Origin of the sequence: Martinezella dioscoreae, assembly GCF_009176305.1 — a bacterium.
In the GTDB taxonomy this organism is placed as follows: Bacteria; Pseudomonadota; Alphaproteobacteria; order Rhizobiales; family Rhizobiaceae; genus Rhizobium; species Rhizobium dioscoreae.
Genome location: NZ_BLAJ01000004.1, coordinates 476,671 through 501,337, shown reverse-complemented (window position 1 = coordinate 501,337; position 24,667 = coordinate 476,671). Strand labels below are relative to the sequence as shown.

At 58.9% G+C, this 24,667-nt stretch carries 22 protein-coding genes and 1 pseudogene; 14 read left to right on the top strand and 9 right to left on the bottom strand.

Going from position 1 to position 24,667, the window contains the following annotated elements; genetic code table 11:
* The first annotated feature begins 1 nt into the window (after position 1).
* Positions 2–1,657, top strand: a complete 1,656-nt coding sequence (locus tag GDN47_RS19545) for an ABC transporter ATP-binding protein (RefSeq protein WP_152094155.1) — start codon at positions 2–4, stop codon at positions 1,655–1,657.
* A 138-nt stretch (positions 1,658–1,795) separates the two neighbouring features.
* Here the strand turns inward: GDN47_RS19545 and GDN47_RS19540 are convergent, their stop codons facing one another.
* On the bottom strand, positions 1,796–2,272 hold the full coding sequence (locus GDN47_RS19540; protein WP_092713673.1) for an Lrp/AsnC family transcriptional regulator: 477 nt from the start codon (positions 2,270–2,272) through the stop codon (positions 1,796–1,798).
* 232 nt (positions 2,273–2,504) lie between these two features.
* Here GDN47_RS19540 and GDN47_RS19535 point away from each other — a divergent pair, with 232 nt between their 5' ends.
* Positions 2,505–3,830 carry an NAD(P)/FAD-dependent oxidoreductase gene (locus GDN47_RS19535; protein WP_113388722.1) on the top strand — a complete coding sequence of 442 codons (1,326 nt, stop codon included), beginning with the start codon at positions 2,505–2,507 and terminating at the stop codon, positions 3,828–3,830.
* A gap of 92 nt (positions 3,831–3,922) precedes the next feature.
* The gene (locus GDN47_RS19530; RefSeq protein WP_113388855.1) at positions 3,923–4,270 is read left to right on the top strand and encodes a DUF488 domain-containing protein; all 348 of its coding nucleotides are present in this window, start codon (positions 3,923–3,925) and stop codon (positions 4,268–4,270) included.
* 61 nt (positions 4,271–4,331) lie between these two features.
* Here GDN47_RS19530 and GDN47_RS19525 read toward each other — a convergent pair whose 3' ends face one another.
* Both GDN47_RS19525 and GDN47_RS19520 read right to left on the bottom strand, forming a co-directional pair.
* On the bottom strand, positions 4,332–5,453 hold the full coding sequence (locus GDN47_RS19525) for an HPP family protein (RefSeq protein WP_152094040.1): 1,122 nt from the start codon (positions 5,451–5,453) through the stop codon (positions 4,332–4,334).
* A gap of 53 nt (positions 5,454–5,506) precedes the next feature.
* On the bottom strand, positions 5,507–6,412 hold the full coding sequence (locus GDN47_RS19520; RefSeq protein WP_152094039.1) for a LysR substrate-binding domain-containing protein: 906 nt from the start codon (positions 6,410–6,412) through the stop codon (positions 5,507–5,509).
* 114 nt (positions 6,413–6,526) lie between these two features.
* On the opposite strand from GDN47_RS19520, the gene GDN47_RS19515 reads away from it, so the two are divergent.
* The 4 genes and pseudogenes from GDN47_RS19515 (at position 6,527) to GDN47_RS19500 (ending at position 8,893) form a co-directional block, all read left to right on the top strand.
* Positions 6,527–7,210, top strand: a complete 684-nt coding sequence (locus tag GDN47_RS19515) for a 5-formyltetrahydrofolate cyclo-ligase (protein WP_152094038.1) — start codon at positions 6,527–6,529, stop codon at positions 7,208–7,210.
* 190 nt (positions 7,211–7,400) lie between these two features.
* Positions 7,401–7,712 (top strand): hypothetical protein, encoded by a 312-nt coding sequence (locus tag GDN47_RS19510; RefSeq protein ID WP_069614447.1) that lies wholly within the window; start codon positions 7,401–7,403, stop codon positions 7,710–7,712.
* Between the two features lie 9 nt (positions 7,713–7,721).
* Positions 7,722–7,880: pseudogene (locus GDN47_RS19505) on the top strand (proline racemase family protein); the annotation flags it as partial.
* 26 nt (positions 7,881–7,906) lie between these two features.
* Positions 7,907–8,893: a GlxA family transcriptional regulator gene (locus GDN47_RS19500; RefSeq protein ID WP_152094037.1), complete on the top strand. Its 987-nt coding sequence runs from the start codon at positions 7,907–7,909 to the stop codon at positions 8,891–8,893.
* A 134-nt stretch (positions 8,894–9,027) separates the two neighbouring features.
* On the opposite strand, the gene GDN47_RS19495 is transcribed toward GDN47_RS19500, so the two are convergent.
* Positions 9,028–10,173 (bottom strand): ROK family transcriptional regulator, encoded by a 1,146-nt coding sequence (locus GDN47_RS19495; protein WP_113331049.1) that lies wholly within the window; start codon positions 10,171–10,173, stop codon positions 9,028–9,030.
* A gap of 201 nt (positions 10,174–10,374) precedes the next feature.
* Between GDN47_RS19495 and GDN47_RS19490 the strand changes: the two genes are divergently transcribed.
* The 5 genes from GDN47_RS19490 (at position 10,375) to GDN47_RS19470 (ending at position 16,818) form a co-directional block, all read left to right on the top strand.
* Entirely contained in the window at positions 10,375–11,652 is a 1,278-nt protein-coding gene (locus GDN47_RS19490; RefSeq protein ID WP_152094036.1) for an ABC transporter substrate-binding protein, read from the top strand.
* 89 nt (positions 11,653–11,741) lie between these two features.
* Positions 11,742–12,617, top strand: a complete 876-nt coding sequence (locus GDN47_RS19485; protein WP_152094035.1) for a carbohydrate ABC transporter permease — start codon at positions 11,742–11,744, stop codon at positions 12,615–12,617.
* On the top strand, positions 12,617–13,468 hold the full coding sequence (locus GDN47_RS19480; RefSeq protein ID WP_113388728.1) for a carbohydrate ABC transporter permease: 852 nt from the start codon (positions 12,617–12,619) through the stop codon (positions 13,466–13,468). Before GDN47_RS19485 ends, GDN47_RS19480 begins: the two co-directional genes overlap by 1 nt.
* 39 nt (positions 13,469–13,507) lie before the next feature.
* On the top strand, positions 13,508–14,659 hold the full coding sequence (locus GDN47_RS19475) for an ABC transporter ATP-binding protein (protein ID WP_152094034.1): 1,152 nt from the start codon (positions 13,508–13,510) through the stop codon (positions 14,657–14,659).
* A 17-nt stretch (positions 14,660–14,676) separates the two neighbouring features.
* Positions 14,677–16,818 carry a beta-galactosidase gene (locus GDN47_RS19470; protein ID WP_152094033.1) on the top strand — a complete coding sequence of 714 codons (2,142 nt, stop codon included), beginning with the start codon at positions 14,677–14,679 and terminating at the stop codon, positions 16,816–16,818.
* Between the two features lie 85 nt (positions 16,819–16,903).
* On the opposite strand, the gene GDN47_RS19465 is transcribed toward GDN47_RS19470, so the two are convergent.
* From GDN47_RS19465 to GDN47_RS19445, 5 genes are all read right to left on the bottom strand, one after another.
* Positions 16,904–17,773, bottom strand: coding sequence for a shikimate dehydrogenase (locus GDN47_RS19465; RefSeq protein ID WP_152094032.1), 870 nt, complete (start codon positions 17,771–17,773; stop codon positions 16,904–16,906).
* 137 nt (positions 17,774–17,910) lie between these two features.
* Positions 17,911–18,582 carry a TetR/AcrR family transcriptional regulator gene (locus GDN47_RS19460; protein ID WP_113388732.1) on the bottom strand — a complete coding sequence of 224 codons (672 nt, stop codon included), beginning with the start codon at positions 18,580–18,582 and terminating at the stop codon, positions 17,911–17,913.
* An 83-nt stretch (positions 18,583–18,665) separates the two neighbouring features.
* Complete coding sequence (locus GDN47_RS19455; protein WP_152094031.1) at positions 18,666–20,552, bottom strand: bifunctional sugar phosphate isomerase/epimerase/4-hydroxyphenylpyruvate dioxygenase family protein; 1,887 nt, start codon at positions 20,550–20,552, stop codon at positions 18,666–18,668.
* An 83-nt stretch (positions 20,553–20,635) separates the two neighbouring features.
* Entirely contained in the window at positions 20,636–21,976 is a 1,341-nt protein-coding gene (locus GDN47_RS19450) for an MFS transporter (protein WP_152094030.1), read from the bottom strand.
* 431 nt (positions 21,977–22,407) lie between these two features.
* On the bottom strand, positions 22,408–22,893 hold the full coding sequence (locus GDN47_RS19445; protein WP_095438161.1) for an Lrp/AsnC family transcriptional regulator: 486 nt from the start codon (positions 22,891–22,893) through the stop codon (positions 22,408–22,410).
* Positions 22,894–23,064: 171 nt separating this feature from the next.
* Between GDN47_RS19445 and GDN47_RS19440 the strand changes: the two genes are divergently transcribed.
* Both GDN47_RS19440 and GDN47_RS19435 read left to right on the top strand, forming a co-directional pair.
* Positions 23,065–23,844, top strand: coding sequence for an ABC transporter ATP-binding protein (locus GDN47_RS19440; protein ID WP_152094029.1), 780 nt, complete (start codon positions 23,065–23,067; stop codon positions 23,842–23,844).
* 44 nt (positions 23,845–23,888) lie between these two features.
* Complete coding sequence (locus GDN47_RS19435) at positions 23,889–24,662, top strand: transporter substrate-binding domain-containing protein (RefSeq protein WP_113353188.1); 774 nt, start codon at positions 23,889–23,891, stop codon at positions 24,660–24,662.
* Positions 24,663–24,667 lie beyond the last annotated feature (5 nt).

The following is a 24,667-nucleotide window of genomic DNA, read 5'->3' as shown; positions in this document are numbered from 1 at the left end:
GATGACCAACCTCGTTGAAATCAGGAATTTGAAAGTCGAGGCCAGGACAGATTCCGGCCGCGTCATCGAGATTATCAAGGATGTCAGCTTCGACATAGCGAAGGGCGAAATCATCGCCCTCATCGGCGAAAGCGGCTCGGGCAAGACGACGATCGCGCTGACGCTCATGGGACATGCGCGGGAGGGCTGCCGCATCTCCGGCGGCGAGATTTACGTGGATGGTCAGGACATGGCCGCGCTTTCCGAAAGCGAGCGCGCAAATGTTCGTGGCACGACGGTTGCCTATATCCCGCAAAGCGCGGCCGCCGCCTTCAACCCGGCCACGAAGATCATGGAACAGGTGATCGAGGTTACCCGCATTCACCGGCTGATGCCTCCCGAACAGGCCCGTCATCGCGCGATCGAGCTCTTCCGGGCGCTGTCGCTGCCAAATCCCGAGACGATCGGCGAACGATATCCGCATCAGGTCTCCGGCGGCCAGTTGCAGAGACTGGCAGCGGCCATGGCCCTGATCGGCGAACCCAAGCTCGTTATCTTTGACGAACCGACCACCGCGCTCGATGTGACGACGCAGATCGACGTGCTTAAAGCATTCAAATCCGTCATTCGCGCCGATAATATTGCTGGAGTCTATGTGTCACATGATCTGGCGGTCGTCGCCCAGATCGCCGATCGCATCGCCGTGCTCAAGGGCGGCGAAATCCAGGAACTTGCGAAGACCGAAGCGATCCTGACGCGACCAAGCCATCCCTATACGCGCGAGTTGTTGGCCGCCTTCGAGCCGAAGCAGGCCATCCGGGATAGCAAGACAAGCGGGTCGATTGCGCCCGTATTGAGGATCGACAGCCTGGTTGCCGGCTATGGCGATCTCCAACCCAACGGCCTGCCGGCGGTCTGCGCGGTTCAGTCCGTGAGTCTCGAGGTGGAGAAAGGCAGGAATCTCGGCATCATCGGCGAATCCGGATGTGGAAAGTCGACGCTGGCGCGTGCGATCGCCGGAATACTGCCGGCCGTGTCGGGCACCATCGGCTTCAATGGCAGCGATATCGATCGCGCCGCCAAATCGCGTACGCGCGATCAATTGCGGGAGATGCAGATCGTCTTTCAATATGCCGACACCGCACTCAATCCGGCGAAGTCGATCGCCGACATTCTCGAGCGGCCCCTGGCATTTTATCACGGAATGGATCGCGCGGCGCGGGCGGCGAGGGTCGATCAACTGCTTGACATGGTGCGATTGCCCCGCACGCTTCGCTATCGCTATCCGTCGGAATTGTCAGGCGGACAGAAGCAGCGCGTGAATTTCGCCCGCGCCCTTGCCGCCGAACCACGCCTGATCATCTGCGATGAGATCACCTCCGCTCTCGACACCGTCGTTGCCGCCGCGATCATCGATCTCCTCAAGGAACTGCAGCGTGAGTTGCATCTGTCCTACATCTTCATCAGTCACGATCTTTCGGTCGTCGAGGCAATCTGCGACGAGATCGTCGTGATGTATGGCGGCAAGAAGGTGGAGCAAATCACGCGCGAGACCGCGAATGCGCCCCGCCACCCCTATTCGCAGCTGCTGTTCGGGTCGGTTCCGAAGCTCGATCCGACCTGGCTCGACAATCTCGTCCAGGACCCGGAGCTCAAGCGCGAATATGGGCACGGCTAGAGCGTGATGCCGAAAAGTGTCAGGGGATTTCGGACGACATCACGCTCTACTTCTTTGATTCTAGAGCGGATTCAGATTTTAGGTCGACTCGATCTAAAATCATCCGGCTCAAGCCGCCGATCTGGCCTTGAAAGGTCGTTACATGGGAAACAGGCTGGTCAGCGGCATATGCGACTTGACGATCGGTGATTTCAGCACGACGAAGCTGAAATATTTGTCGATCCCGATATCCATATCGGTCAGCCGTTCCATGATGGTCTGGTATTCGCCGATCCCGGCGGTGACGAACTTGATGAGATAGTCGTAGCCACCCGATACGAGATGGCACTCGATCACCTGGTCGATTTTCTCGACCACGTTGAGGAAGCGCGCAAAATCGATCTGCCGGTGGTTCTTCAGGGTGATTTCGGTAAAGACGGTCAGCGTCTGGCCGAGCTTGGCGAGGTTGATCTGGGCCGAATAGCCTTCGATATATCCTTCCGCTTGCAGCCGTTTGACTCGCATCAGGCATGGGCTGGGTGAAAGAGCCACCAGTTCCGCCAGCTCGACATTGGTGATGCGGCCGTTTCTCTGAAGCTCATAGAGGATTTTGATATCGATCCGATCCAGTTTCATCAGAGGTCCGCCATTGAAAGAGCGCCGGGAGAAGACGGCACAAAATGCTGTTATCACGCAAAGCAGAGCCTAGCATATTGCCCGGTTATGTCTATCGGGAAGACAAATCTCCTTTGAAGCACAATAGTTTATAGACTGCATCAATCACGGCATAAAATTTTGTGGATCCACCATCTCCGGCAACGTCTGGCGAAGCAATGGGGTAGATTTGGTTCGAACCTGGAGATCGCGCATGCCTGCACCGCTTTGCCTTGTCGAAAGCTCGCCGATATTGCCGAAGTCAGCCGATGTCGTCGTGATCGGCGGAGGAATTGTCGGCGTTTTCGCCGCATACTATCTCGCACGGTCGGGCCTGCGCGTCGCCCTTGTCGAAAAAGGCCGGGTCGGGGCAGAGCAATCCAGCCGCAATTGGGGATGGTGCCGGCAGCAGAACCGCGATGGGCGGGAACTGCCGATCGCGACGAAAAGCCTCGATCTTTGGGAGCGATTTGCCGCCGATAGCGGCGAGGACACAGGCTTCCGCCGCTGTGGCCTGTTCTATCTCAGCAATGACGAACAGGAGATCGCCGGTTGGGCGCGCTGGCACGACTTTGCGAGAACCGTCGGTGTCACGACGCATATGCTCGACAGCGCTGCAGCGAGCGAACGTGGCCGCGCCACGGGGCGCATCTGGAAAGGTGGAGTTTTCTCGCCGACGGACGGGGTTGCCGATCCGGCCAATGCGGCGCCGGCGGTGGCACGCGCGATCATGAAGCTAGGCGGCACGGTCCATCAGAATTGCGCTGCCCGAGGTCTGGAAACGGAAGCGGGGCGCGTCAGCGGCGTGATCACCGAAAACGGCGCGATCCGCACCAAGACCGCGATTCTCGCCGGTGGCGCCTGGTCGTCATCCTTCTGCCGACAGCTGGGCATTCGCTTTCCTCAAGCCTCCGTTCGTTCATCCATTCTGGCCGTTTCGGCCGGTGCCGAAGGATTGCCGGATGCCTTGCACACCAGCGGCGTATCGGTCACGCGACGTGGCGACGGCGGCTATACGCTGGCCATCAGCGGTCGCGGCCGGGTTGACGTGACGCCTCAGCAATTGAGGTTCTCGTCGCAATTCATTCCCATGTTCCTCAAGCGGCGAAAAAGCCTGTCGCCCGGCGGCCTCGAAGGCTTTCGCTCCGGTCATGAATCGCTGAAGCGCTGGCGGCTCGACCGAACGACGCCGATGGAGCATATGCGCATTCTCGATCCAAGACCGGACCATGCCACGATCGAACTGACGCATGCGAGAGCCCTGGAACTCCTGCCGGAGCTTCACAAGACGAGGATCACGGCCGCCTGGGCCGGCTATATCGACAGCACGCCGGACGGTGTTCCCGGCATTGGGGAAATCCAGGGCCTTCCCGGCTTCATCCTCGCCGCCGGATTTTCCGGCCATGGTTTCGGGATCGGACCCGGCGCCGGCCATTTGATCGCCGACATCGTGACCGGTGCTGCGCCTGTCGTCGATCCGACGCCCTATCATCCAAGCCGCTTCGCCTCATCCGTTTGGGGCAAGGTCGCCGATTTCTGAGGCACAAAAACACTGGTCTTCTGATTATTGACCAAGCTCCGCAGACGGATGTTATCATCGGCAAGGGCAGCCGCCCTGGAAAGACGATGAACATGCCTCTGCGCATCAAACGAATTTACGAACCCGCTGATGACGGCGACGGCAAGCGTATCCTCGTCGACCGTCTATGGCCTCGCGGCATCAGCAAAAACGACGCTCATATTGACGCCTGGCTGAAGGACATCGCCCCAAGCGCCGAGCTGCGACGCTGGTTCGATCATGATCCAAAAAAATGGGATGAATTTCGCCGGCGTTACCAGGATGAGCTCAAGAAGAACTCGAAGGCCGTGGAAGAGCTTAGGGAGCAGATCGGGCCATCGACTGCCACGCTTCTTTATGGTGCGAGAGACGCCGAGCACAATAACGCTGTCGTGCTCATGGACTTCCTCACCAATCGGTAGATCATTGACCGGCATTGTCATCGCTCGAAGATGGAAGTATGTCGAAACCTCCGCGCGGATTTCAGGCGACGGCCTGAGCCGGGGCATCGCGGGGCGGCAGAAGTCGCGCCATCGCGCTCAACAAATCCGTCTGCGATATCAGACCAAGAACGCGCCGATCGGCATCAATGACGATGACCGCGTGTGTGCGTCCGTCCGTCAGAACAGGCAGGAGCGAAAGAGCAGGATCGGTCGCATCGGCGACAGCCGGTTTCGATATGGCGTGCGCGATGGCGTCGAGGCCGCCGGAGAGCTCACGCAAACCGACCGTACCGATCAGGCGGCCCTCTCGATCCTTGACCGGCAATGTTCGAATATTGTGCTTCAGCAGAAGATGTCTCGCGTGATCCGGCTTAGCATCCTCGCCAATGGCGATGACATCGCGCGACATGATGTCGGCGCAGCTTATATCTCCATGCGATCGCACCGCTGCCTGCAGTTCGACCTGCCGCAAGAGGCGGCTGAGGTCGGCGCGATCGATATCGAAGGTCTCGTCCAGCACGCCCAAGGCGGCATCGACATCTTCTTCTCGAAAGCCCACCCGCAAGGGCGGCGGAAGATCACGTGTCTGATGGATATTCTCGGCAGGCTTTGCGGCGACATGCGGATAATTGCGCCTGGAAAGCTTGTGAAACATAAGTCCGAGGCCGACGAGTATGCAGGAGTTCAAGGCAACCGGCACGAACGGAAACAGGAAGCCCCAGCCTGCGACGACCGGACCGCCGAGAACGGCGGTCAAGGCGGCAGCACCGCCTGGCGGATGCAGGCATCGCGTAAATGACATCGCTCCGATCGCAAGCGAGACGCCGACCCCGATCGCGATGATCGGATCATGGATGAGATAGGCGGCGATGATACCCATCATGGCTGAAATGGTGTTGCCGCCAATGATCGACCAAGGCTGGGCAAGCGGACTTGCTGGAACCGCGAAAAGCAGCACCGCGGATGCTCCCATCGGCGCGACGATGAGCGGAAGATGCGGCCCCTGACCGAAGAGATAGCCGCTGATCACGCCGGTAAGGCCGATGCCGATCAAGGCACCAAGGCACGCGATCAGCCGTTCGCGCAAGGTGGCTCCGGCCAGGATCGGGGAAAACAAGCGGAACCGGCTGGATCCCGCCTTATGGGATTCTGGATGCTGCATGATGAAACCAGTTTTAGAGAAGGGCTTTCCTTGGATGAACGGCGGGACGCCGGCTAGTTCGACGGTAGCGGCAGGCCCTTGCCCCTGGTGGCGCCGAGGACCTCTTGAAACGCATCGAGCGAACTCGGACGACCATTCTTGCGCGAGATAAGGATCGTGTCGACCATGGCGAGCTGGTGCGTCACCGATGTCGCCGGCCAGTGCATGAGATCGAGAACCGATCTTGGCATGACACCGGCTGCGTTGCCGGTCGCCACACTGGCCAGAATCGCATGATAGGAGCCAAGTTCGGTCGTTGGCAGAGAGCTCGACCTGCGCGCCCAGCCTTCTGCAATCCCGCGATAAGTGCATCCGGGCTCAAGGGCAGCAATCGAACCAACGCGCAAATCGGCAGCCGACCGGATCGGCGGATGCCCGGATGGCAGCAGGAGCAGCAGATCCTCGACAAATACCGGTTCGGCTTCGAGCTGCTTGAGTTCAGCCGCGAAACTTGGATCTTCATCCAGCATTGCCTTTGGCGGCCGGGCGATCAGCGCGCAGTCCAGAACATCGCGCAGAACATCTTGAGCAAGGTCGCGGGAGGCGCCAAGCGTCAGCTTGAGCGATACATCCGGCCACATTTGGTTGAACCGGCTGAGCGCCGCGGGCAGCCGGCTTGCCGCCGTGCTTTCCATCGTCCCCAGACGCAATGTGCCCGTTGGGCGCTGGGGCCTGACCGCCTGACGCGCCTCGAGCGCAAGCGCGGCGAGCCGATTGGCATAGCGGTGAAATGTCTCGCCTTCTTTCGTCAGGGTCATCTTCTTGCCGTCGCGGCTGAAGAGCAGGACGCCCAGATCGTCTTCCAACTGCTGGATACGCGTCGTCACGTTCGACGGCACGCGCCCCACGGCCTTCGCGGCCTTCGTCACGCTGCGGTCATTGGCCACGGCAAGGAAGATCTCGATTGATGAGAGGTCCAATTAAAAGATCTCGATTCAGGAATTAAGTTACCTTATTATTCCCTATATAAAAATCATTGTCGCAGCTCAAGCATGTTTCGGTATCGAGCCAGGAAATGGAGTTCTGACGGGCGGATGGCAAAACCAGATCAACGTGAAACCGACGAGGCAATCCGCGAATACGCATCGCCTGCCTGCATGTTGCACGAGGTCGACCGAGCCTATAGCGGCATTTCACCCGATGAAGACCGGGCTTCGGATATTTTCGCGTGGCGAAGGATTGAGCGGCAAAGGCTGATCGGCGAGCGAAAGGCGCTGCCAATCGCAAAGCGTGAAGAATATGCAGGCGCGATCGCCACCTATCTCGATCAGATTGTCACCGATATAGACGGCAAACATATCAGCCTGTTCTGGCCCTTCTCGGGAGAGCCGGACTTGAGAGGATGGATGGCGGCCTTGACGGCACAAGGCGCGGATTGCCTGTTGCCGGTCGTTGTCGCCAAGGCAGAACCCTTGATATTCCGATCATGGAAAACAGGAGAGCGGCTCGAACGCGGGGTATGGAACATTCCCGTGCCGGCAGAGGGCAGGCAAGCGGTTCCCGATATCGTCATCGCGCCCCTGGTCGGCTTCGATCCAGCCTGCTACCGTCTTGGTTATGGAGGCGGATTTTTCGACAGAACCCTTGCGGCCCTCGAGCGCAAGCCTTTGGTCATCGGCGTCGGCTTCGAATCGCAGAGGATCGATACCATCCGTCCGCTCGCTCATGACATTCCGATGGACGTGATCGTCACGCAAGCGGGACCGCGCTATCGATGAACTCAAAGCCCCTTTCCTGCCCGGCATTAAGCCTGCCAATTCCGACGGATGCTGAACGGAGCGGCAGATCGCCGCACAAACGGGCAGCAGTCTACACCTGAGCTCCGATATACCCGGCCGGATTAACGCCTGCGCCTATTGGCACATGAATTGCGTCTTTACGATTGATCCATCGGAAGAGACGATATTCATGCTGTCCATTCTCCTGCCGCTACTTTTGAGCATTTCCCTCGGCTTGAGCTGGAACAGGTTTCTGCTGACCTTCGCAAGCCGCGGTGACAGCCTTCAAAACCAGATGCCGGTTACGATGGTCGCGGCGGCAGTCAGCCTGACGGCCCTTGCATTGTCCTTTGCCGATAAGGGGCCGTTACTGGGAAGTGCCATCGTCTTGCTCGGCCTGCTGCTCGCGGCCATCAGCAAGAGCCTTTCCCACCCCGCTGCCATTGTGGCGCTTTCCGCCGTCAGCCTTGCGGCTTATCTCCAGTTTACGGGGTACCACTGAGCCACCGATATCTGCACGGTATTCGAAGCATACATAGAGTCCGACGTTGAAATCGGAGATTTCCGCGACATCAGGCCTAGCGTCGGGGGCTGGGCGCGGATCATCGGCCACAATACGATCTTCGTCGACGATCGAGATCCTTTGGCCTATGGTTTCCAGATCAAATAGAAGAGGTCTGTCCGTCGAGGCATTGCATGAAATCCGTCAAACAAGAAGCTAAGCACGATCCCTTGAAGGTCGGATTCATCCTCGCGCGATCATTTACGCTTTCCGCCTTCGCCCTGTTCGTGGATACGCTGAGATTGGCGAGCGACGAAGCCGATAAATCCGGCAGGGTGCTGGCCGACTGGCAGGTATTGGGTAGCACCCGGCATCTCATCACATCGAGCTGCGGTGTTCAGGTCGCACCGACGTCGGACTTTATCGACCCAAAGGAATTCCATTACATTGTCGTCGTCGGCGGACTCTTGAATGCCGACATCACGATCGATCAGCAGACTTCCGATTATCTGAAGAAGGCCGCGGCTCAGAAGATCCCGCTGATCGGGGTCTGCACCGGCACGTTCATCTTGGCACGCCTTGGCTTGATGAAAACACACCAGACCTGCGTCAGCTGGCTGCATTATCAGGCCTATCGGGAGCAATTCCCCGAGAACCCCGTTCGCTCTGATCGCCTGTTCAATCTCGACCGGAGCCGCGGATCATGCGCCGGCGGAAGCAGCGCCGCCGATATGGCCGCCTTTCTCGTCAGACGACACATCAGCCGGGACGCCGAGCGAAACGCGCTTGAAGTGCTGCAGATTGAGCGCGCTCGATCCGGGCTGGATATCCAACCGCGCAAGCCGCTCGCGATCGAATGTCAGGACCCACGCCTGAAGGCCGTGCTGATTACCATGGAAAGCCATATCGAGGACGTGGTGCCGACCGAAGATCTTGCCGCATCGGTCGGACTGTCCCGACGGCAGCTTGAACGTCTGTTCACCGAGGAAATGAAAACCTCTCCCGGCGTCGTCTACACCCGTATTCGCATGGAACGGGCCAAGCAGCTGGTTCTCCAGACAGAGGCTCCGCTCATTGAAATCGCACTGGAGGTCGGCTTCGATAGCGCGTCTCATTTTGCTAGGCTCTTTCGCCGGCTCTACGGACAATCTCCCAAGGAGTTGCGTCGCGCGCATGCCTGAAGCAGCCGTCGAAACGTGACGTGACAATGGCTGCCGGCATCCACCAAGGATGCTCCCGATGAGGAGCGAGCCGCGCCTCAGGCAGGCGATCTTGGCGACATGGTGCGCATATGCGGATCATGCGCGCAGCGGTATCATTCAACGTCCAGATCAAAGAAATGCTGGGTCGCCAGAGCTGCGGCGCCCCGCGCCCAGGAGCCTGGCACCCAGTCAGGAAGTAATTCCGGCGTATTCAAGAAGACATATTTTGCCATCGAACGGCGGATCGGCTCAAGAATCGCCTCGCCAAACTGCATGGCTTCGCCGCCCGCGATGAGGACCTCGGGATCGAACAGGTTCACCAGATCGGCCAGATGGCGCCCGATCAGCTCCCCCGCCTCTGCCATGACCTGGAGAGCCGCCGGATCGCGGCTATCAATCGCGGCTGCGAATTCATCGCGATTGGCCTTTGCGCCTCTTTGTCGGCCCCAGTCTTCGATCATCGCGGCCTCGGCTGTGTGCGCCTGAAGGCAGCCCCTTCTCCCGCATTCGCAAAGACGTCCGCCGGGAACAGTGATGATGTGGCCGAGCTTTCCGGCCAGGCCATGGCTTCCGTGATAGATTTCCCCACCCATAACGAGTGATGACCCGACGCCGGTGCCAACGGCGATCGTCGCGAAATTGCTGTAATTGCGGCCCGCGCCGAAGAGCCGCTGCGCGACGGTGAAGGCGCTGATATCGTCGTCGATCCAGACCGGAACATGGACCCGCTCACGCAGCAGTTCGGGAAAAGCAAGATTGCGCCAACCGAAGCGCGGGCTCTGGACGCAGATGCCGTTGACCGCGTCCACCTCGCCGGGGATGGAAACGCCGACCCCCATGACCGGCAAACCGGTGCGGCCAGCATCGGCAAGAAGCTTCGGGATGGCCGTCGCAATCGCCTCGACCATTGTTTCCGGTCGCGTATCCGGCACAGGCATATCGAAGGAGGCGATCGGCGTCGTGGCGAGATCGGTCAGGACACAATCGATGCTGTCGTGGCGAAGCTTGAAGCCGACAGCCAGATGACCATCATAATTAATATCGACCGGCACAGGCCGCCGACCCGTGGCACCTGTCTGCGCTTTTCCCTCGATGACAAGCCCCTCCTCGACCAGCTCCGTGACCACGAAAGTCACGGCCGCCGGGCTGAGGCCCGTCACGGTGGCGATTTCGGCGCGCGGCATCGCTCCGCGATTACGCAGCAGGTTCAGGATGAGCCGCCGGTTGAGGGCTCGGGAGGTACTAGGGTTGCCGCGCACGGTGATCCTTTAAATTTATTTTGTAAATTAACTATTGTTGCTTCCTGGAAGATACGGTATGCAATAGCGCATGGCAATGGAGGAATGTCTGCTTGTATCAGCACAAGCGGAATTGCCGGTTTATTGCGTAGTTTCTGAAGGTTAGTGGCTGCTCACGTCGGTGGGCGGGCCTGGAATTTGATGTGCCTCGGGAGGAAAAAGATGGCGTCGAAGAACGAACTTTCACTCGTCAATGCAATCAGGGCGTCTCGGCGCCAGTTCATGATCGGCACGGGCGCTGCCCTGGCCGCCACGGCGCTTTATCGGCCGGCAATTGCCAATGGCGGCGAGGTGACGATCATTTCGGATATCGGCAATGCCGATCAGCGCGCCGTCCTTGACCGCATCGCGGCCGATTTTACCAAGAAGACGGGGACGAAAGTCACCATCAACAATATGGATCACGAGGCTCACAAGACGGCCATCCGCAGTTACCTCGTCGTCGGCGCCCCGGATATCTGCTTCTGGTTCTCCGGCAATCGCATGAAGGCATTTGTCGATCGCGGACTGTTCGACGACATTTCCGACCTGTTTGCCAAGGAAGGCTATAGCGATAAGCTCGGCGCTACCATGACGGCCGTCACCGTCAACGGCAAGCAGTACGGTCTGCCGCTTGGCGGCATTCTCTGGGGACTTTTCTATCGCAAGGATGTTTTCGCCGAGAAGGGCTGGACGGCGCCCAAGAACTGGGACGAATTCTTGAAATTCGGCGAGGCGGCGAAATCCGCCGGCATGACCCCGATCAGCATGGGTACGAAGGAACTCTGGCCGACCGGAGGCTGGTTCGATCACATGAACCTGCGCATCAACGGTCTCGACAAGCACCTTGCGCTGATGGAAGGCAAGATCGCCTATACCGACCCGATGCTGAAGCCGGTCTTCGACAAATGGGAAGAGCTTATCAGGGCCAATTTCTTCTCCGCCAACGCGCCGTCCTTCGGCTGGGAACAGGCAGGCGCGGCCCTGGCGCAGAAGAAGGCCGCGATGATGGACCTTGGAGGCTTCATCAAGTCCGCCTTCCCGGCAGGCGACGAGGGCCAGATCGCCTTCGCTCCCTTCCCGGAAATCGTCTCCGGTGTCGAACGCTACGAGGATTTCTCGGTCAACTCCGTGCATATCCCGGCCAAGGCGAAGAACCGGCAGGGTGCGCGTGATTTCCTTGCTTACTTTTATCAGCCTGACAATCTCAGCGCATTCCTCGAAGCCGAAGGCACCATTCCGCCGCGCAACGATTGCCCACCCAGCAAGGACCCCTTGGTCAACATCGCCGTGGAGTCGCTCAGGAGCGTGAAGGGAACGGCGCAATATTATGACCGTGACACCGACCCGGACATGGCGCAGGACGGCATGAAGGGCTTCCAGGAATTCACGGTCAAGCCCGAGCGTCGCGACCAGATCCTGGCGCGGCTCGAAAAGACGCGCGCGCGCATTTTCAAATAGTCCTCCCGGACCAAGGCGCGGCGGGCATCGGCTTTAAGCCCTCACCCCGCCGCGCGTGCCTTGAATTATCGAACCAAAAAGTCTGAGCCATGTGGAAAAAACACAGGAACTGGCTGACGCCTGTCCTCTTCATCGTGCCGGGATGCATCCTATTCGGAACGATCATCATCGCTTCCTCGATCCAATCGATCTGGATTTCCTTCTTCGATTGGGACGGCGTCGGACAGAAGAGCTGGGTGGGATTGGCAAACTATTCCGAGCTTTTTGCCGACCCGCAATTCTACGTCTCGCTGAAGAACAACATCATCTGGCTCGTCATGTTCATGGCGGCGCCGCCGCTTGGGCTGGCGCTGGCACTGCTCGCCAACCAGCAGATCGCCGGCATGCGGATCTTGAAGTCGCTCTTCTTCATTCCGCTCGTACTCGCCACGGTCACCGTCGGTGTCGTATTCGGCTGGGTCTATGATCCGAATTACGGGCTTCTTGCGCTGATCTTCAATCTCTTCGGCGCGACGGCGCCTGCCCTGCTCGCCGATGAGCATTTCGTCACCTTCGCCGTGGTTGCCGCCGCGCTCTGGCCACAGATCGCCTTTTGCATGGTGCTCTTTCTCGCCGGCCTCAACAATCTGAGTTCCGATATCATCGGGGCCGGACGTGTCGATGGTGCGCGCGGCTGGAACATGCTCTGGCACGTCGTCCTGCCGCAATTGCGCCAGGTGGGTTTCATCGCTCTTGCCGTGACCGTTGTCGGCGCCTTGCGATCCTTCGACATGATCGCGGTAATGACATCAGGCGGGCCCTTCGGCTCGTCGGAGGTGCTGGCCTATCAGATGTACGAGCAGTCGATCTTCTCCTATCGTTTTGGCTACGGCGCGGCGATCGCCACCGTCCTCTTTGCAATCATGATCGTTTTCATCAGCTGGTATCTGCGCGTCATGGTGCGCATGGAACGGGAGACACGCTGATGTATCCTCGCCCCATCCCCGAAGAAAAGCCCGTACTTCGCGGCCTTTATGCCGGCTTCGTCGGCCTGATCCTGATCCTCTGGCTGCTGCCCCTCTTCGCGGTCATGTTGACCGCATCCAAGACGGCCGATGAAATCATGGCCGGCAAATACTGGACATGGCCCGAGCACGTCAATCTCGTCGAGAATTTCCAGGCGGTCTTCCAGCAGACGAACATGTGGGGCTATTTCATCAATAGCCTCATCATCACGCTGCCTTCGGTGCTGCTGGTTCTCCTATTCTCGACGCTGACCGGCTATGTGCTCGCGCGCTATAATTTTCGCGGCAACGCCCTGCTCTTCTCGCTCTTCGTTGGCGGCAACTTCCTGCCCGCGCAGATCATGATGATCCCGGTGCGCGATCTCATGGTCTCGGTTGGCCTCTACGACACCTATTTCGCATTGATCATCTTCCATGTCGCCTTCCAGACCGGCTTTGCCACCCTGTTCATGCGCAATTTCATAGCGGCTCTGCCCGACGAATTGTTTCAGGCCGCGCGCGCGGAAGGCGCGTCCCCCTGGCAGACGATGCGCCATGTCGTCATACCGCTGATGCGGCCGGCGCTGGCAGCCCTTGCGATCCTGATCTTCACCTTCGTCTGGAACGATTACTTCTGGGCGATCGTGCTCACCCAGAGCGATGTCGTGAAACCGGTAACGGCGGGCCTGAACAATCTCAGAGGCGAGTGGACCTCCGCCTGGAATATCGTGGCGGCGGCAACCTTGTTCGTCGCCGTCCCACCGGTCCTGATGTTCTTCCTGATGCAGAAACATTTCATCGCGGGCCTGACCATGGGCGCCGTCAAGGGCTGACATGTCCCATACCGCGCGAACAGATTTGGAGTATCACTCATGAGCCATGTAAAGCTGATCGACATCGACAAACATTATGGCGGCTATCACGCCCTGCGTTCGGTCAATCTTTCCGTCGACAAGGGCGAGTTCATCGTCATGGTCGGCCCGTCGGGCTGCGGCAAGTCCACCACGCTGAAGACGATCGCGGGGCTCGAAAACATCAGCTCCGGCGAGATTTGGATCAACGGTCGCGACGTGACGCGCGAGGAGCCGGGCGATCGCGGCATTGCCATGGTCTTCCAGTCCTATGCGCTTTATCCGCATATGACGGTCGCCGAGAACATGGGCTTCGGCCTGAAGATGGCGAAGCGCCCGCAAAGCGAGATCGATGCGGCCGTCAAACGCGCGGCCGAAATCCTCAGAATATCCGACCAGCTCGACAAGCGCCCGAAGCAGCTTTCGGGCGGCCAGCGCCAGCGCGTCGCCATCGGCCGCGCCATCACCCGCTCGCCGGAAGTCTTCCTCTTCGACGAACCGCTCTCCAATCTCGATGCCGCGCTGCGCACGCAAATGCGCGTCGAGCTTTCAACGCTGCACCAGCAGCTTGGCTCGACGATGATCTATGTGACGCACGATCAGGTCGAGGCGATGACCATGGCGAGCCGCATCGTGGTGTTCAACAAGGGTATCATCGAGCAGGAAGGCGCGCCGCTCAATCTCTATCACAATCCGGCAAACCAATTCGTCGCTGGCTTTTTGGGCGCACCGCGTATCAACTTCGTCAATGCGAAGCTCGTTTCCCTCAGCGACGGTATTGCTGAAGTCGCGCTGGAAGGCGGCGACACGACGGTCCATGTTCCGGTGGCCGATGTCGGCGATCTTAAGGCGCAAGCCAGCCTGACGCTGGGAATTCGGCCGGAATCGTTGAAGATGGGCGCCCTCAACGAAGACACAGCCATTTCATTCAACGGCAAGGTCGGGTTGGTCGAGCAGCTCGGCCGTGAAACCATTCTCTATGTCGATGCGGGTCCGCTCGCAACGATCGGATCTGAAAGCGGCACGCGCAATTTCACCGTTCAGCTCGGCAATGCCGCCGGCTTTTCGGCCGGCGAGCAGATCAAGCTATCCGCCTCGACATCGTCCCTCTATCTCTTCGGTCCCGATGGCAGAACGCTCAGCCGGCCGAAGTCAATCATTGCCTCTCTGTAAAGAAAGCTTGTGACCTCATGAAAGTTTTGGAAAGAAAGCCGCTATCCGTCTGGCGGACGCTCAATCTCGACGGCTTCTTGGTCGGCGTGCCGCATTATCCCGAACATGTCGACGAGAGTTATTGGGACCGCGATGCGGAACGCATGGCGACCGCCGGTTTCAACACCGTTCGCATGGCGGAATTCGCCTGGCATATCATGGAGCCGCATGAGGACCATTTCGACTTCTCGCTCTTCGACAAGGCAATCGCCGGCCTGGCCAAGCACGGCATCAAGACCATTCTCTGCACGCCGACGGCAACGCCGCCGCGCTGGCTGACTGCGAAGTACCCCGAAGTCCTGCGCGTCGATGCCAATGGCCGGCAGGCAAGCCATGGATCGCGCCAGCATTGCGACACGACGAGCCCGGTGCTGCGCCGGCACAGCCAACGGATTACCCGTGCGATGGCCGAGCACTACCGGGACAATCCTCACGTCATCGGCTGGCAGACGGATAACGAGCTGAACACGACGACTTCCGAGAGCTATTCGCCCTCGGCACTCATCGAGTTCCAGAAGTTCTGCCGCGCGAAATATGGAACGATCGACGCGCTGAATTTTGCCTGGGGCGGCGACTTCTGGGCAACGGCGTACCAGACCTTCGACCAGATCGTCTTCCCACAGCCGATGAACCCGTCCTTCTCCAGCCCTGGTCACGTGCAGGACTATCATCGCTTTCTCGCCTTCGCGACGGCCCTCTTCCAGCACGATCAGGTCGAAATCCTGCGGGCGACCAATCCCGCATGGTTCATCTTCCACAATCTCGGCGGCCTTGTAGATATCGATTTCCGCGGCCAGTTCGGCCAGGATCTCGATTTCATCGGCTTCGATATCTATCCGTTCCTCTATGACGAAATGCGTCGCGGCGGCGGTCATGCGATTACACAGGCCTTCCATCTCGACCAATGCCGCGCCTATTCCGGCAATTTCATCGTCCCGGAACAGGCCTCCGGCCTCGGCAGCCAGCCCGGCTTTTCCTCCTCCGTGCCGGAGCCGGGCGAGATGCGCCGCATGGCGATGACCTCGGTATCGCGCGGCGCGGACGGCCTGATGTTCTTCCGTTGGCGGCCGGCGCATTTCGGCGCCGAGATCTACTGGAACGGCATTATCGACCATGACGACGTTGCGCGCCGTCGCTACGAGGAAGCCAAGCAATTCGCATCCGACATCCGCAAGATCGAGGACAAGCTGCTCGGCACGACCGTCCGCATGGATATTGCCATCGCCGGAGCGGATTTCGATAATCAGGAAGCCTACAAGACCTACGCGATCGGCCTGCCAAGCCCGATGCAGGATGCAGCCCATCTGCACCGCGCATGCTATGAGGCCGGCATTGCCTGCGGCTTCATCCATCCGGAAGATGATCTCTCGCGCATCAAGGCCCTCTATGTTCCCCATTGGGTCATGTGGAAGGAGGAGTGGTCGAAAGCCGTGGAGAAGTTCGTCGCCGATGGCGGTACGCTCATCCTGTCGGCGATGACCGGAACTCGCGACGACAACAATCACATCATCCGTACCCAGGCACCGGGCAAGGCGCTCGCGGAGCTTTCCGGCGTGCGTGTCCATGAATTCGGTCCTGTCTCCGCTCCAGGAGCGGATGGACTGTTCACCGGTTTCCGCGAGGGCGGCATCGGCAGCCACCAACCGTCGCCACGTCCGGCCGCAACCTCGGCCTCGCGCAAATATGCCTATACGATCGGCAATCGTCAGCTGGAAGCCGGACACCTTTACGAGAAGCTGGAGACATCCGCCGACACCGAGATCATCGGCCGCTGGTCCGACCGTTTCCTGGAAGGCACGCCGATGCTGACGCGCAGCCGGCATGGCAATGGTCAGGTCTACTACCTCGGCACCTATCTCACCGCGCCGCTCGCGGAGGTCATTCGCGAGCTTCTCGTCAGCAACGATGTTGCCGCGCCGCTGGTGCAGGATATGCCTAATGGCGTCGAAGTGTCACTGCGCGAAGGTGGCGGCAGGAAGCTGCTGTTCGTGCTCAATACCGAGCATGAAACGAAGATCGTCAATCTGCCGGCGGGTACCGACCTGCTGACGGGCAAAGCCATATCAGGCGCGACCGAGCTTGCCGGCTACGGCGTATTGGTGATCGAGCAACCGGTCTGATATCACTTGTGACGTCTCCGGCGCAGAGGATGAAACTTCGGCGCCGGAGTTTTGGGATCGAGGCTCTTCGATTATTGGTCGGCGTTTAGGCGCGCAGCGAATTGAAGTGCTGCATCATACGCTCGGCCGCCGGACGGATGCCGGTGAAGAGTTCGAAAGCCTTCACCGCCTGGAATACCGCCATGCCGCCGCCGTCGAGAACACGGCACCCTGTCTGTCGGGCGCGTTTCACCAGCGCGGTCTCGATCGGGAAATAGACGATTTCCGCGACCCAGAGACGATCGGATAGAAGTTGCGCATCGAGCGGCAGCCCAGGATGGGCGGCCATGCCGGTTGGTGTTGCATGAACCAGACCATCGGCGACATCCAGTGCCGTGGCAAGATCATGACCGACCGAGAAACGGCAAGCGGCATGTGCCGCCTGAAGCTGGTCGACGAGGGCCCGCGCACGCGAAGGGTCGAGATCGAATATCTCCACGGAATGCGCGCCCATTTCAGCTATTGCATGCGCAACGGCAACGCCGGCGCCGCCCGCGCCCAGCTGCACGACATGGTCGAGTGAACCCCCGGCCAGCCCGCGCCGAAAGCTTTCGGCAAATCCCCACCAATCGGTATTGTGGCCGATCCTGCGCCGCCCATCAAAAACGATCGTGTTGATGGAGCGCAGCGTCTGGGCATCGGGCGAAAGCTCGTCCACCAGCGCGACGGCCGCCTGCTTGCAAGGATGGGTGATATTGAGGCCGGCAAACCCCATCGCCTCGGCCTCATCGATGAGAGCCGGCAGGTCCGATACGGAGAGACCACGGACGTCGAGGTCGATGAGATCGTAGCGATAGGACAGGCCGCAATGCTCGCCTTCGCGCATATGCATGGCTGGCGTCAACGATCGGCCGATCCCGGCGCCGATCAATCCGACATGAAGTTGACGAGGAACAATGGCGGCTTGAGTATTCAATCTTTCCTCCCGAGCAGCAAAACAAGGCCACGCCGCAGGCTTGTTCGCAAAATGTACGAACTAGTACGTAAAGTCAATAAGGCGTGATGGAGCGCCGCCGGAAAACGCCAAAGCCAATCAAATCACCCCGGGCCTCGTCAGACCATTTCGGAGGAAGGATGTCTCAGAAATGCAAGGATCGCATCGACGATTAGCGACTTGTGCCGCTTCTTCAAGGCTTCGGACGACAGGTCACGCTCGAAGATCGCCCCAAAGGTATGGCGATTGGAAACGCGAAAGAAGCATTGGGCGCTGATCATCATATGCAGATCGACGGGGTCTACCCTGCGCACGAAGCTGCCGTCCGCGTAGCCCCGTTCAAGGATTTCCGTGATGATATCGATGACGGCGATATTCATCTGCGACAGGACGACCGAACGTTTCATATGTTCGGCGCGATGAATGTTCTCGATGCTGACCAGCCGTACAAAATCCGGATTCTGGTCGTCATGATCGAAGGTGCTTGCGATCAATTGCGCCATCGCCTGAACGGGCGGCATGTTTTCGAGATCGAGTTCGCTCTCCAGCGTACGAATCTTCGTATAGGCCTGCTCGAGAACGGCGAGATAGAGCCCTTCCTTGCTGCCAAAATAATAGTAGATCATGCGCTTGGACGTCTTGGTGCGCTCGGCGATCTCATCGACGCGCGCACCGGAAAAACCGGCTGCGACGAATTCCTCGGTGGCGATCTTGAGAATGTTTTCCTTGGTCGCGTCTGGATCGTTCTTTCGCGTAAGACGCTCGATCTTGGCCGCTTGCGCTTTGGTCATGCCTTGCCCGTCTTCCTGGGTCTGTCCCTGCCCAACATTGAAGATCAAAGCTTTAACACAGGCTTCACGCCAATGGGGAGGGCCTAAAGTTTCGGCAGACCAATCGGTCGCAGATGCCGCCTCAGCGCCGCAATGCGAAAAATGGCATTCGCCGCGCCATACCCACGATAGCCGCTGCGCTGAACGATTTCGAAGAAGAAGCCTTCGCCGTAAGTGGGGCTGTAAAGCTGGAAATATTCGCCGTGATCGTCGCGGTCATAGAGGATGTTGTGCGCCTTCAGGCGATCCGTGAAAGCCGGCTCCAGGCCGAATCTCGCTTCCAGATCGTCGTAGTAGTTGGGCGAGATCATCAAGGTGGCAAAACCGTTGTCCGACAGAGCGGCCGCGGCGGCAAAGATATCATCGGTCGCAAAGGCAAGATGCTGGATGCCGGAGCCAAAAGTTTCGGCGATGAAATGCCCGGCGAGCGTGTTGCGATTTTCCGCACCGTTCAGCGTGATGCGCAAGCTGCCCGGCTCGTTTTCGACGACCTGGCTGCGAACGACCCCGGCGGGATCGATAATGTCGACCATCGGCGTCTTATGCGCATTCAATATCGCGGTATAAAAGAGCAGCCAGGTCAGCAGCTCTTCGTATTTCATCGTTTGCGCGACATGGTCTATGCCCGTCAACCCAACAGGCCGCCAATCGGTATCATCATGGACCGGATCGAATTCGATCTCCCATATGCGGCTAAGCGCGCTCCTGCGATCGAGGAAATACAGGATGCCGCCGCCAACGCCCCTGACACCAGGCATTTCAATCTCGCCGGGATCCAATGGTTGTTCGAAGCGTTCGGCGCCCAGGGCCACGGCCCGCGCAACCGCGGCTTCCGCATCATCCATCCATAATCCCATCGCATAGGCCGACTGCCCGTGCAAAGCGTAAGAAGCGCCCGCAAACCCGTCCGGATCGGTATTGACGACAAGATTAATGTCGCCTTGCCGGAAGACATCGACACGCTTGCTCTTATGGCGCCCGACATGGCGAAAGCCCAGCGCACGCAGCCGATCAGAAAGGACAGACGCCTCGGCTTCGTCGACGGTAAACTCGACAAAGGCAACGCCGTCCACTTCGGCACGCGGCGGCATCGGGGGCAAGGTGAGACCGCTGTTCTCCGCGCGACGAACCTGGTCGCCAAGATAGATGAGCGAGCGCCGGCCATCGACGGCGATGGCGGTCGGCGAGCCGCCGCGGAACTGGTCGTTGAAAATCTCCAGCGACAGATAGCCGTCATAGCCCGTCGCGGCGACGGCCTTCATGAATTCGAGTACGGGAAGATCGCCCTCCCCTGGCATGTTGCGGAAATGGCGGCTCCAATAGAGCAGATCCATGTCGATCAGCGGCGCGTCGGCAAGCTGGATGATGAAGATCTTCTCTTTCGGGATCGACCGGATCGAATTGACGTCGATCTTGCGAGAAAGCGTGTGGAAGCTGTCGAGAATGAGGCCGATATTTGGATGATCGGCACGGCGGACGATTTCCCAGGCATCGCGGTGGTCGTTAATGTGTCGTCCCCAGGCGAGCGCCTCATATCCAACGCGCAAGCCGCGTTTGGCCGCTCTCTCGCCGAGCTCGAAGAAGTCGGCGGCGGCACGATCAATCCCGCCCAGCGCCACGGACGAGACGTTCGAACAAACAAGAACGAGATCGGTCCCCATCTCCTGCATTAGATCGAACTTGCGTTCTGCGCGATCGAAGGTCCGGCTGCGGAAGGGTTCAGGCATGCCTTCAAAGTCCCGGAAGGGCTGAAAGAGTGTAATCTCCAGCCCATGATCCCTCACGATCTGACCCACCTGGCGCGGTGATTCATCGAAAGCGAGAAAGTCGTTCTCGAAGATTTCGACGCCATCGAAACCTGCCTTGGCGATGGCCTGAAGCTTTTCCTTAAGGTCACCGCTGATCGAAACGGTCGCAATCGAGGTTTTCATTGTTTCATCCCGTTACTTGACGATTTTCAACAAACTCATCCGCGATCGCGACACGTTATCGCCATCAAGGTCAGACGCGACGACTAGACAATGCGATCGGCGTGGCGAACGGCAGCTGCCAAGCGTCGTTCATCCCTGCCAAGCTGATCGATCGGCGTCCGGTAGGTCTCCGTCGCGGTAGCCGCGGAAATGGCGGCAATCAAGGCTGTGATGGAGGTAAAGACCGCGACTGGCACCCAACCCATCGGTCCGGTGCCCATAACCGCCGCGCTGATTGTTGGCGCGAAGCCGCCGAGCGCGAAACCGATCTGGGTTCCGACGGCCATGCCGGACAGACGCACGCGGGTATCGAACATTTCGGCATAGAGGGCCGGCCAGATGCCGTTCGATGCACTATAGACCACGCCCGAAAGCAGGATGCCGAGGACGAAGACGAGCATGAGGTTGTTCTGGCTGATGGCCCAGATGTAGGGCCAGATCAGCACCGCGCAGCCGACGGCTCCAAAGATGAACACGGGTTTGCGGCCGATGCGGTCTGCTAGAATGGCCCATGCGGGAATCGCGCCCAGCGCCGCGATATTGGCAAGCACCAGAACGGTCAGCATCATCGAACGATCGATATGCATGGTATTGACCGCATAGGATAGCGTGAAGACGCTGAAGATCGTGCTGACGACGGAAATCAGCGCCGCGAAGATGATGCGCACGACATCCGCCCAATAATTGGTGAGCAGCGAGACGAGCGGCAGCTTTACGATCTCGCCCTTCTTGGTTTCCTCCAGAAAGGCCGGGGTTTCGGCAAGCGTGCGGCGAACCCAGAATCCGACGATGACCACCACGAAGCTCAGGAAGAACGGGATACGCCAACCCCATGACATCAACTCGGCTTCATCGAGCTTTCCAAGCGGAATGAAGACCAATGTTGCAAGGATCAGTCCGGCCTGTGTTCCGCTCAGCGTGAAGCTGGTAAAGAAGGCCCGTCTATTTTCTGGCGCGTGCTCAAGCGTCATGGAGCTGGCGCCGGCCTGTTCGCCGGCGGCCGAAATGCCTTGCAGCACGCGCGCCAGAACCAGAAGAATGGGCGCCAGGATGCCGGCCTGATTATAGGTGGGCAGGCAGCCGATGATGAAAGTCGAAAAACCCATGAGAAGCAGGGTGAAGGTCAGCACCTTCTTGCGGCCGAACTTGTCGCCGACGTGACCCAGGACGACCGCCCCCAGCGGCCGCATGATATAGGCAACGCCAAAGGTCGCGAATGAGGCGATGGCCGCCGTTTGCGGGTCTTCCGCCGAAAAGAATATCTTCGGGAAAATGAGCGCTGCTGCCGTACCGTAGACGAAGAAATCGTAATATTCGACGGCGCTTCCCAACCAGCTCGCAAGAGCCGCGCGCTTGGGTGTTTTATGTTCGATTTGTCTTTTCATGGTCGTTCCTCCCCAGAGCATTCGAATGTCGAGGACATATCGCAACCGTGCGCATATGGCCTCCGCCTGCACCCGTTTGCAAGGACATCCGAGATCATCCTGACAATCTTCGATGCTGCACGATGCGGCACCATCACTCCTCATCAACAATAATGTACGAACTAGTTCGTTTTGTAAAGCGCCAGCAACCTGTCACCCCGCAGCGCCTCGGCGGGAGCAATAGAAACAATGCATTGAAGCAGCTTGTTACGTCACAGCCTGAAGGCGGCGAACGCCTTGCGGTCGGGTTGAGCGCGCCTGCAGAGGCCCCATCATTATTCGTTGAAAATCTTGAAGATCAGGCAATATCAGCCGGGCCAAGGACAGTTCCCTCTCGCCTAGTGCATGTCAATGATCGGCGGCACGCCCTCGATCATCCCGCGACCCACGGCTTACCGGCCGGCCTCGTTGCCATCTGCCAGCGGCACGAACAAACCAAGCTTGACGTCACGCAGCACCACATTCGTGTGCATACGCCGGATCTGCGGATTTTCCGCCATGATCACGGCGGCGATGTCGTCATAATGCTCGACATCCCTGGCGGTGACGATCGCAATAAGATCGACCGCGCCCGTGACGTAATAGACCTGCTGGATATGATCCTGCTTTTCCGCCCAAAGGCGGAACTTGGCGAGCGCATCGTAATTGTCCCGCTCGATTTCCATGCCGACAATGAACACCATTGGAGTTCCGGTCGCCTTGCGGTCGACGACCGCGATTTCCGCCTTGATGATACCGTCCTCGCGCAACCGTTTCAGGCGCCGTTGCACAGCCGAAGTCGAAAGGCCGACCTCCTCCGCGATCGCTTCGGCAGTGAGCTGGCAATTGCGCTGGACGATATCGAGAATATCGCGATCAAAGCGATCCAGATTTTCCATTCCCGCTCCTTTCGGCGTCGATGAACTTAGGCGACGACATCTCTGTTCCATCATAAAAGATGCACAAGAAATACATTTTTGCTTTTTATATGCAAAATAATCGGAAATTGCGCGCAAATTCCGCTCTCCTTCGCGATATTCTCCGCAAATTGTTTTTCATCGGAATTCTATATGACAGAGCTGCCCTCCCAGGCTCTTCGCGTGGAAGATCTCCACAAGAGCTTTGGGTCACATCAGGTCCTCAAGGGCGTTTCAACGACCGCCCATCAAGGGGACGTGATTTCCATCATCGGCTCGTCCGGTTCCGGGAAAAGCACGTTCCTGCGCTGCATAAACCTGCTTGAAATGCCCGATCGCGGCCGCATCGTCGTCAACGGCGAGGAAGTCGCGCTGAGGCAGGGACGCCATGGACAGATGCAGCCGAAAAGCTGGCGGCAGATCGAACGGATGCGCAGCGGATTGGGCATGGTATTTCAGAGCTTCAATCTCTGGGCGCACATGACCGTTCTCGAAAACATCATCGAGGCTCCGGTGCATGTCCTCGGCGTCCCCCGTCGCGAGGCAATCGAGAAGGCAGAGGTTCTTCTCAACAAAGTCGGGCTTTACGACAAGCGCGACGCCTATCCGGCCTTTCTCTCCGGGGGACAGCAGCAAAGAGCGGCGATCGCTCGCGCGCTTTGCATCGACCCGGCCGTGATGCTCTTCGACGAGCCGACATCGGCGCTCGATCCCGAACTGGTCGGCGAGGTCCTCAAGGTCATCCGCGATCTCGCGGAAGAGGGCCGAACCATGCTGCTGGTCACCCACGAGATGCGCTTTGCCCGCGATGTCTCGAACCACGTTCTCTTCCTGCATCAGGGACGGATCGAGGAGGAAGGGCCGCCAAAGCAGATCTTCGACGCCCCGATCAGCAGCCGATGCCGGGAATTTACCGGCATGCTGACGTCCTGATCCACATCCCATTCGCAGACAACACCATTAGGAGAATCCCTTATATGAGAATGGCTTCCACTCTGTTCGCCGCGCTTGCCTTCGCTCTCTCTTCGATGACGGCGCAGGCCGAGGTTCGCTTCGGCATCATGAACGAATCCTACCCGCCCTTCTTCGCCAAGGATGCCTCCGGCAAATGGCAGGGCTGGGAAATCGATATGATGGACGCCGTTTGCGAGCAGATGAAAGAGAAATGCTCGATCATCGAGCTTTCCTGGGACGGCCTCATTCCGGCGCTTCAGAGCAAGAAGTTCGATGTGATCTGGTCGTCGATGTCGAACACGGCGGAGCGTTCGAAGATCATCGATTTCACCGACAAATATTATAACACGCCCAGCACGCTGATCGGCCCGAAGGACCAGAAGACCGGAGCGACGGCAGACGATGTCAAGGGCAAGACCATCGGCATCCAGGTGTCGACGATCCAGTCGGAATATTACAAGAAGTACTTCGCCAAGGTTGCAGACGAAAAGACCTACCAAACGCTCGACGAGGCGTTTCAGGACCTCGCTGCAGGCCGCATCGACTACGTCTTCGGCGATTCCCTTGCGCTTGATGCCTTCCTCAAGAGCGACAGCGGCAAGGATTGCTGCGCCAAGATGGGCGATGTCGCCGACGACAAGGAAATTCTCGGAGCCGGCGTTTCGGGCGGTTTGCGCAAGGAAGACACCGAGCTCAAGGCTAAGCTCAACGCAGCGATCGCCGCGGTACGCGCCAGCGGCAAATACGACGAGATCACGAAGAAGTATTTCAGCTTCGATATCTACGGCGCCAAGTAAACGAT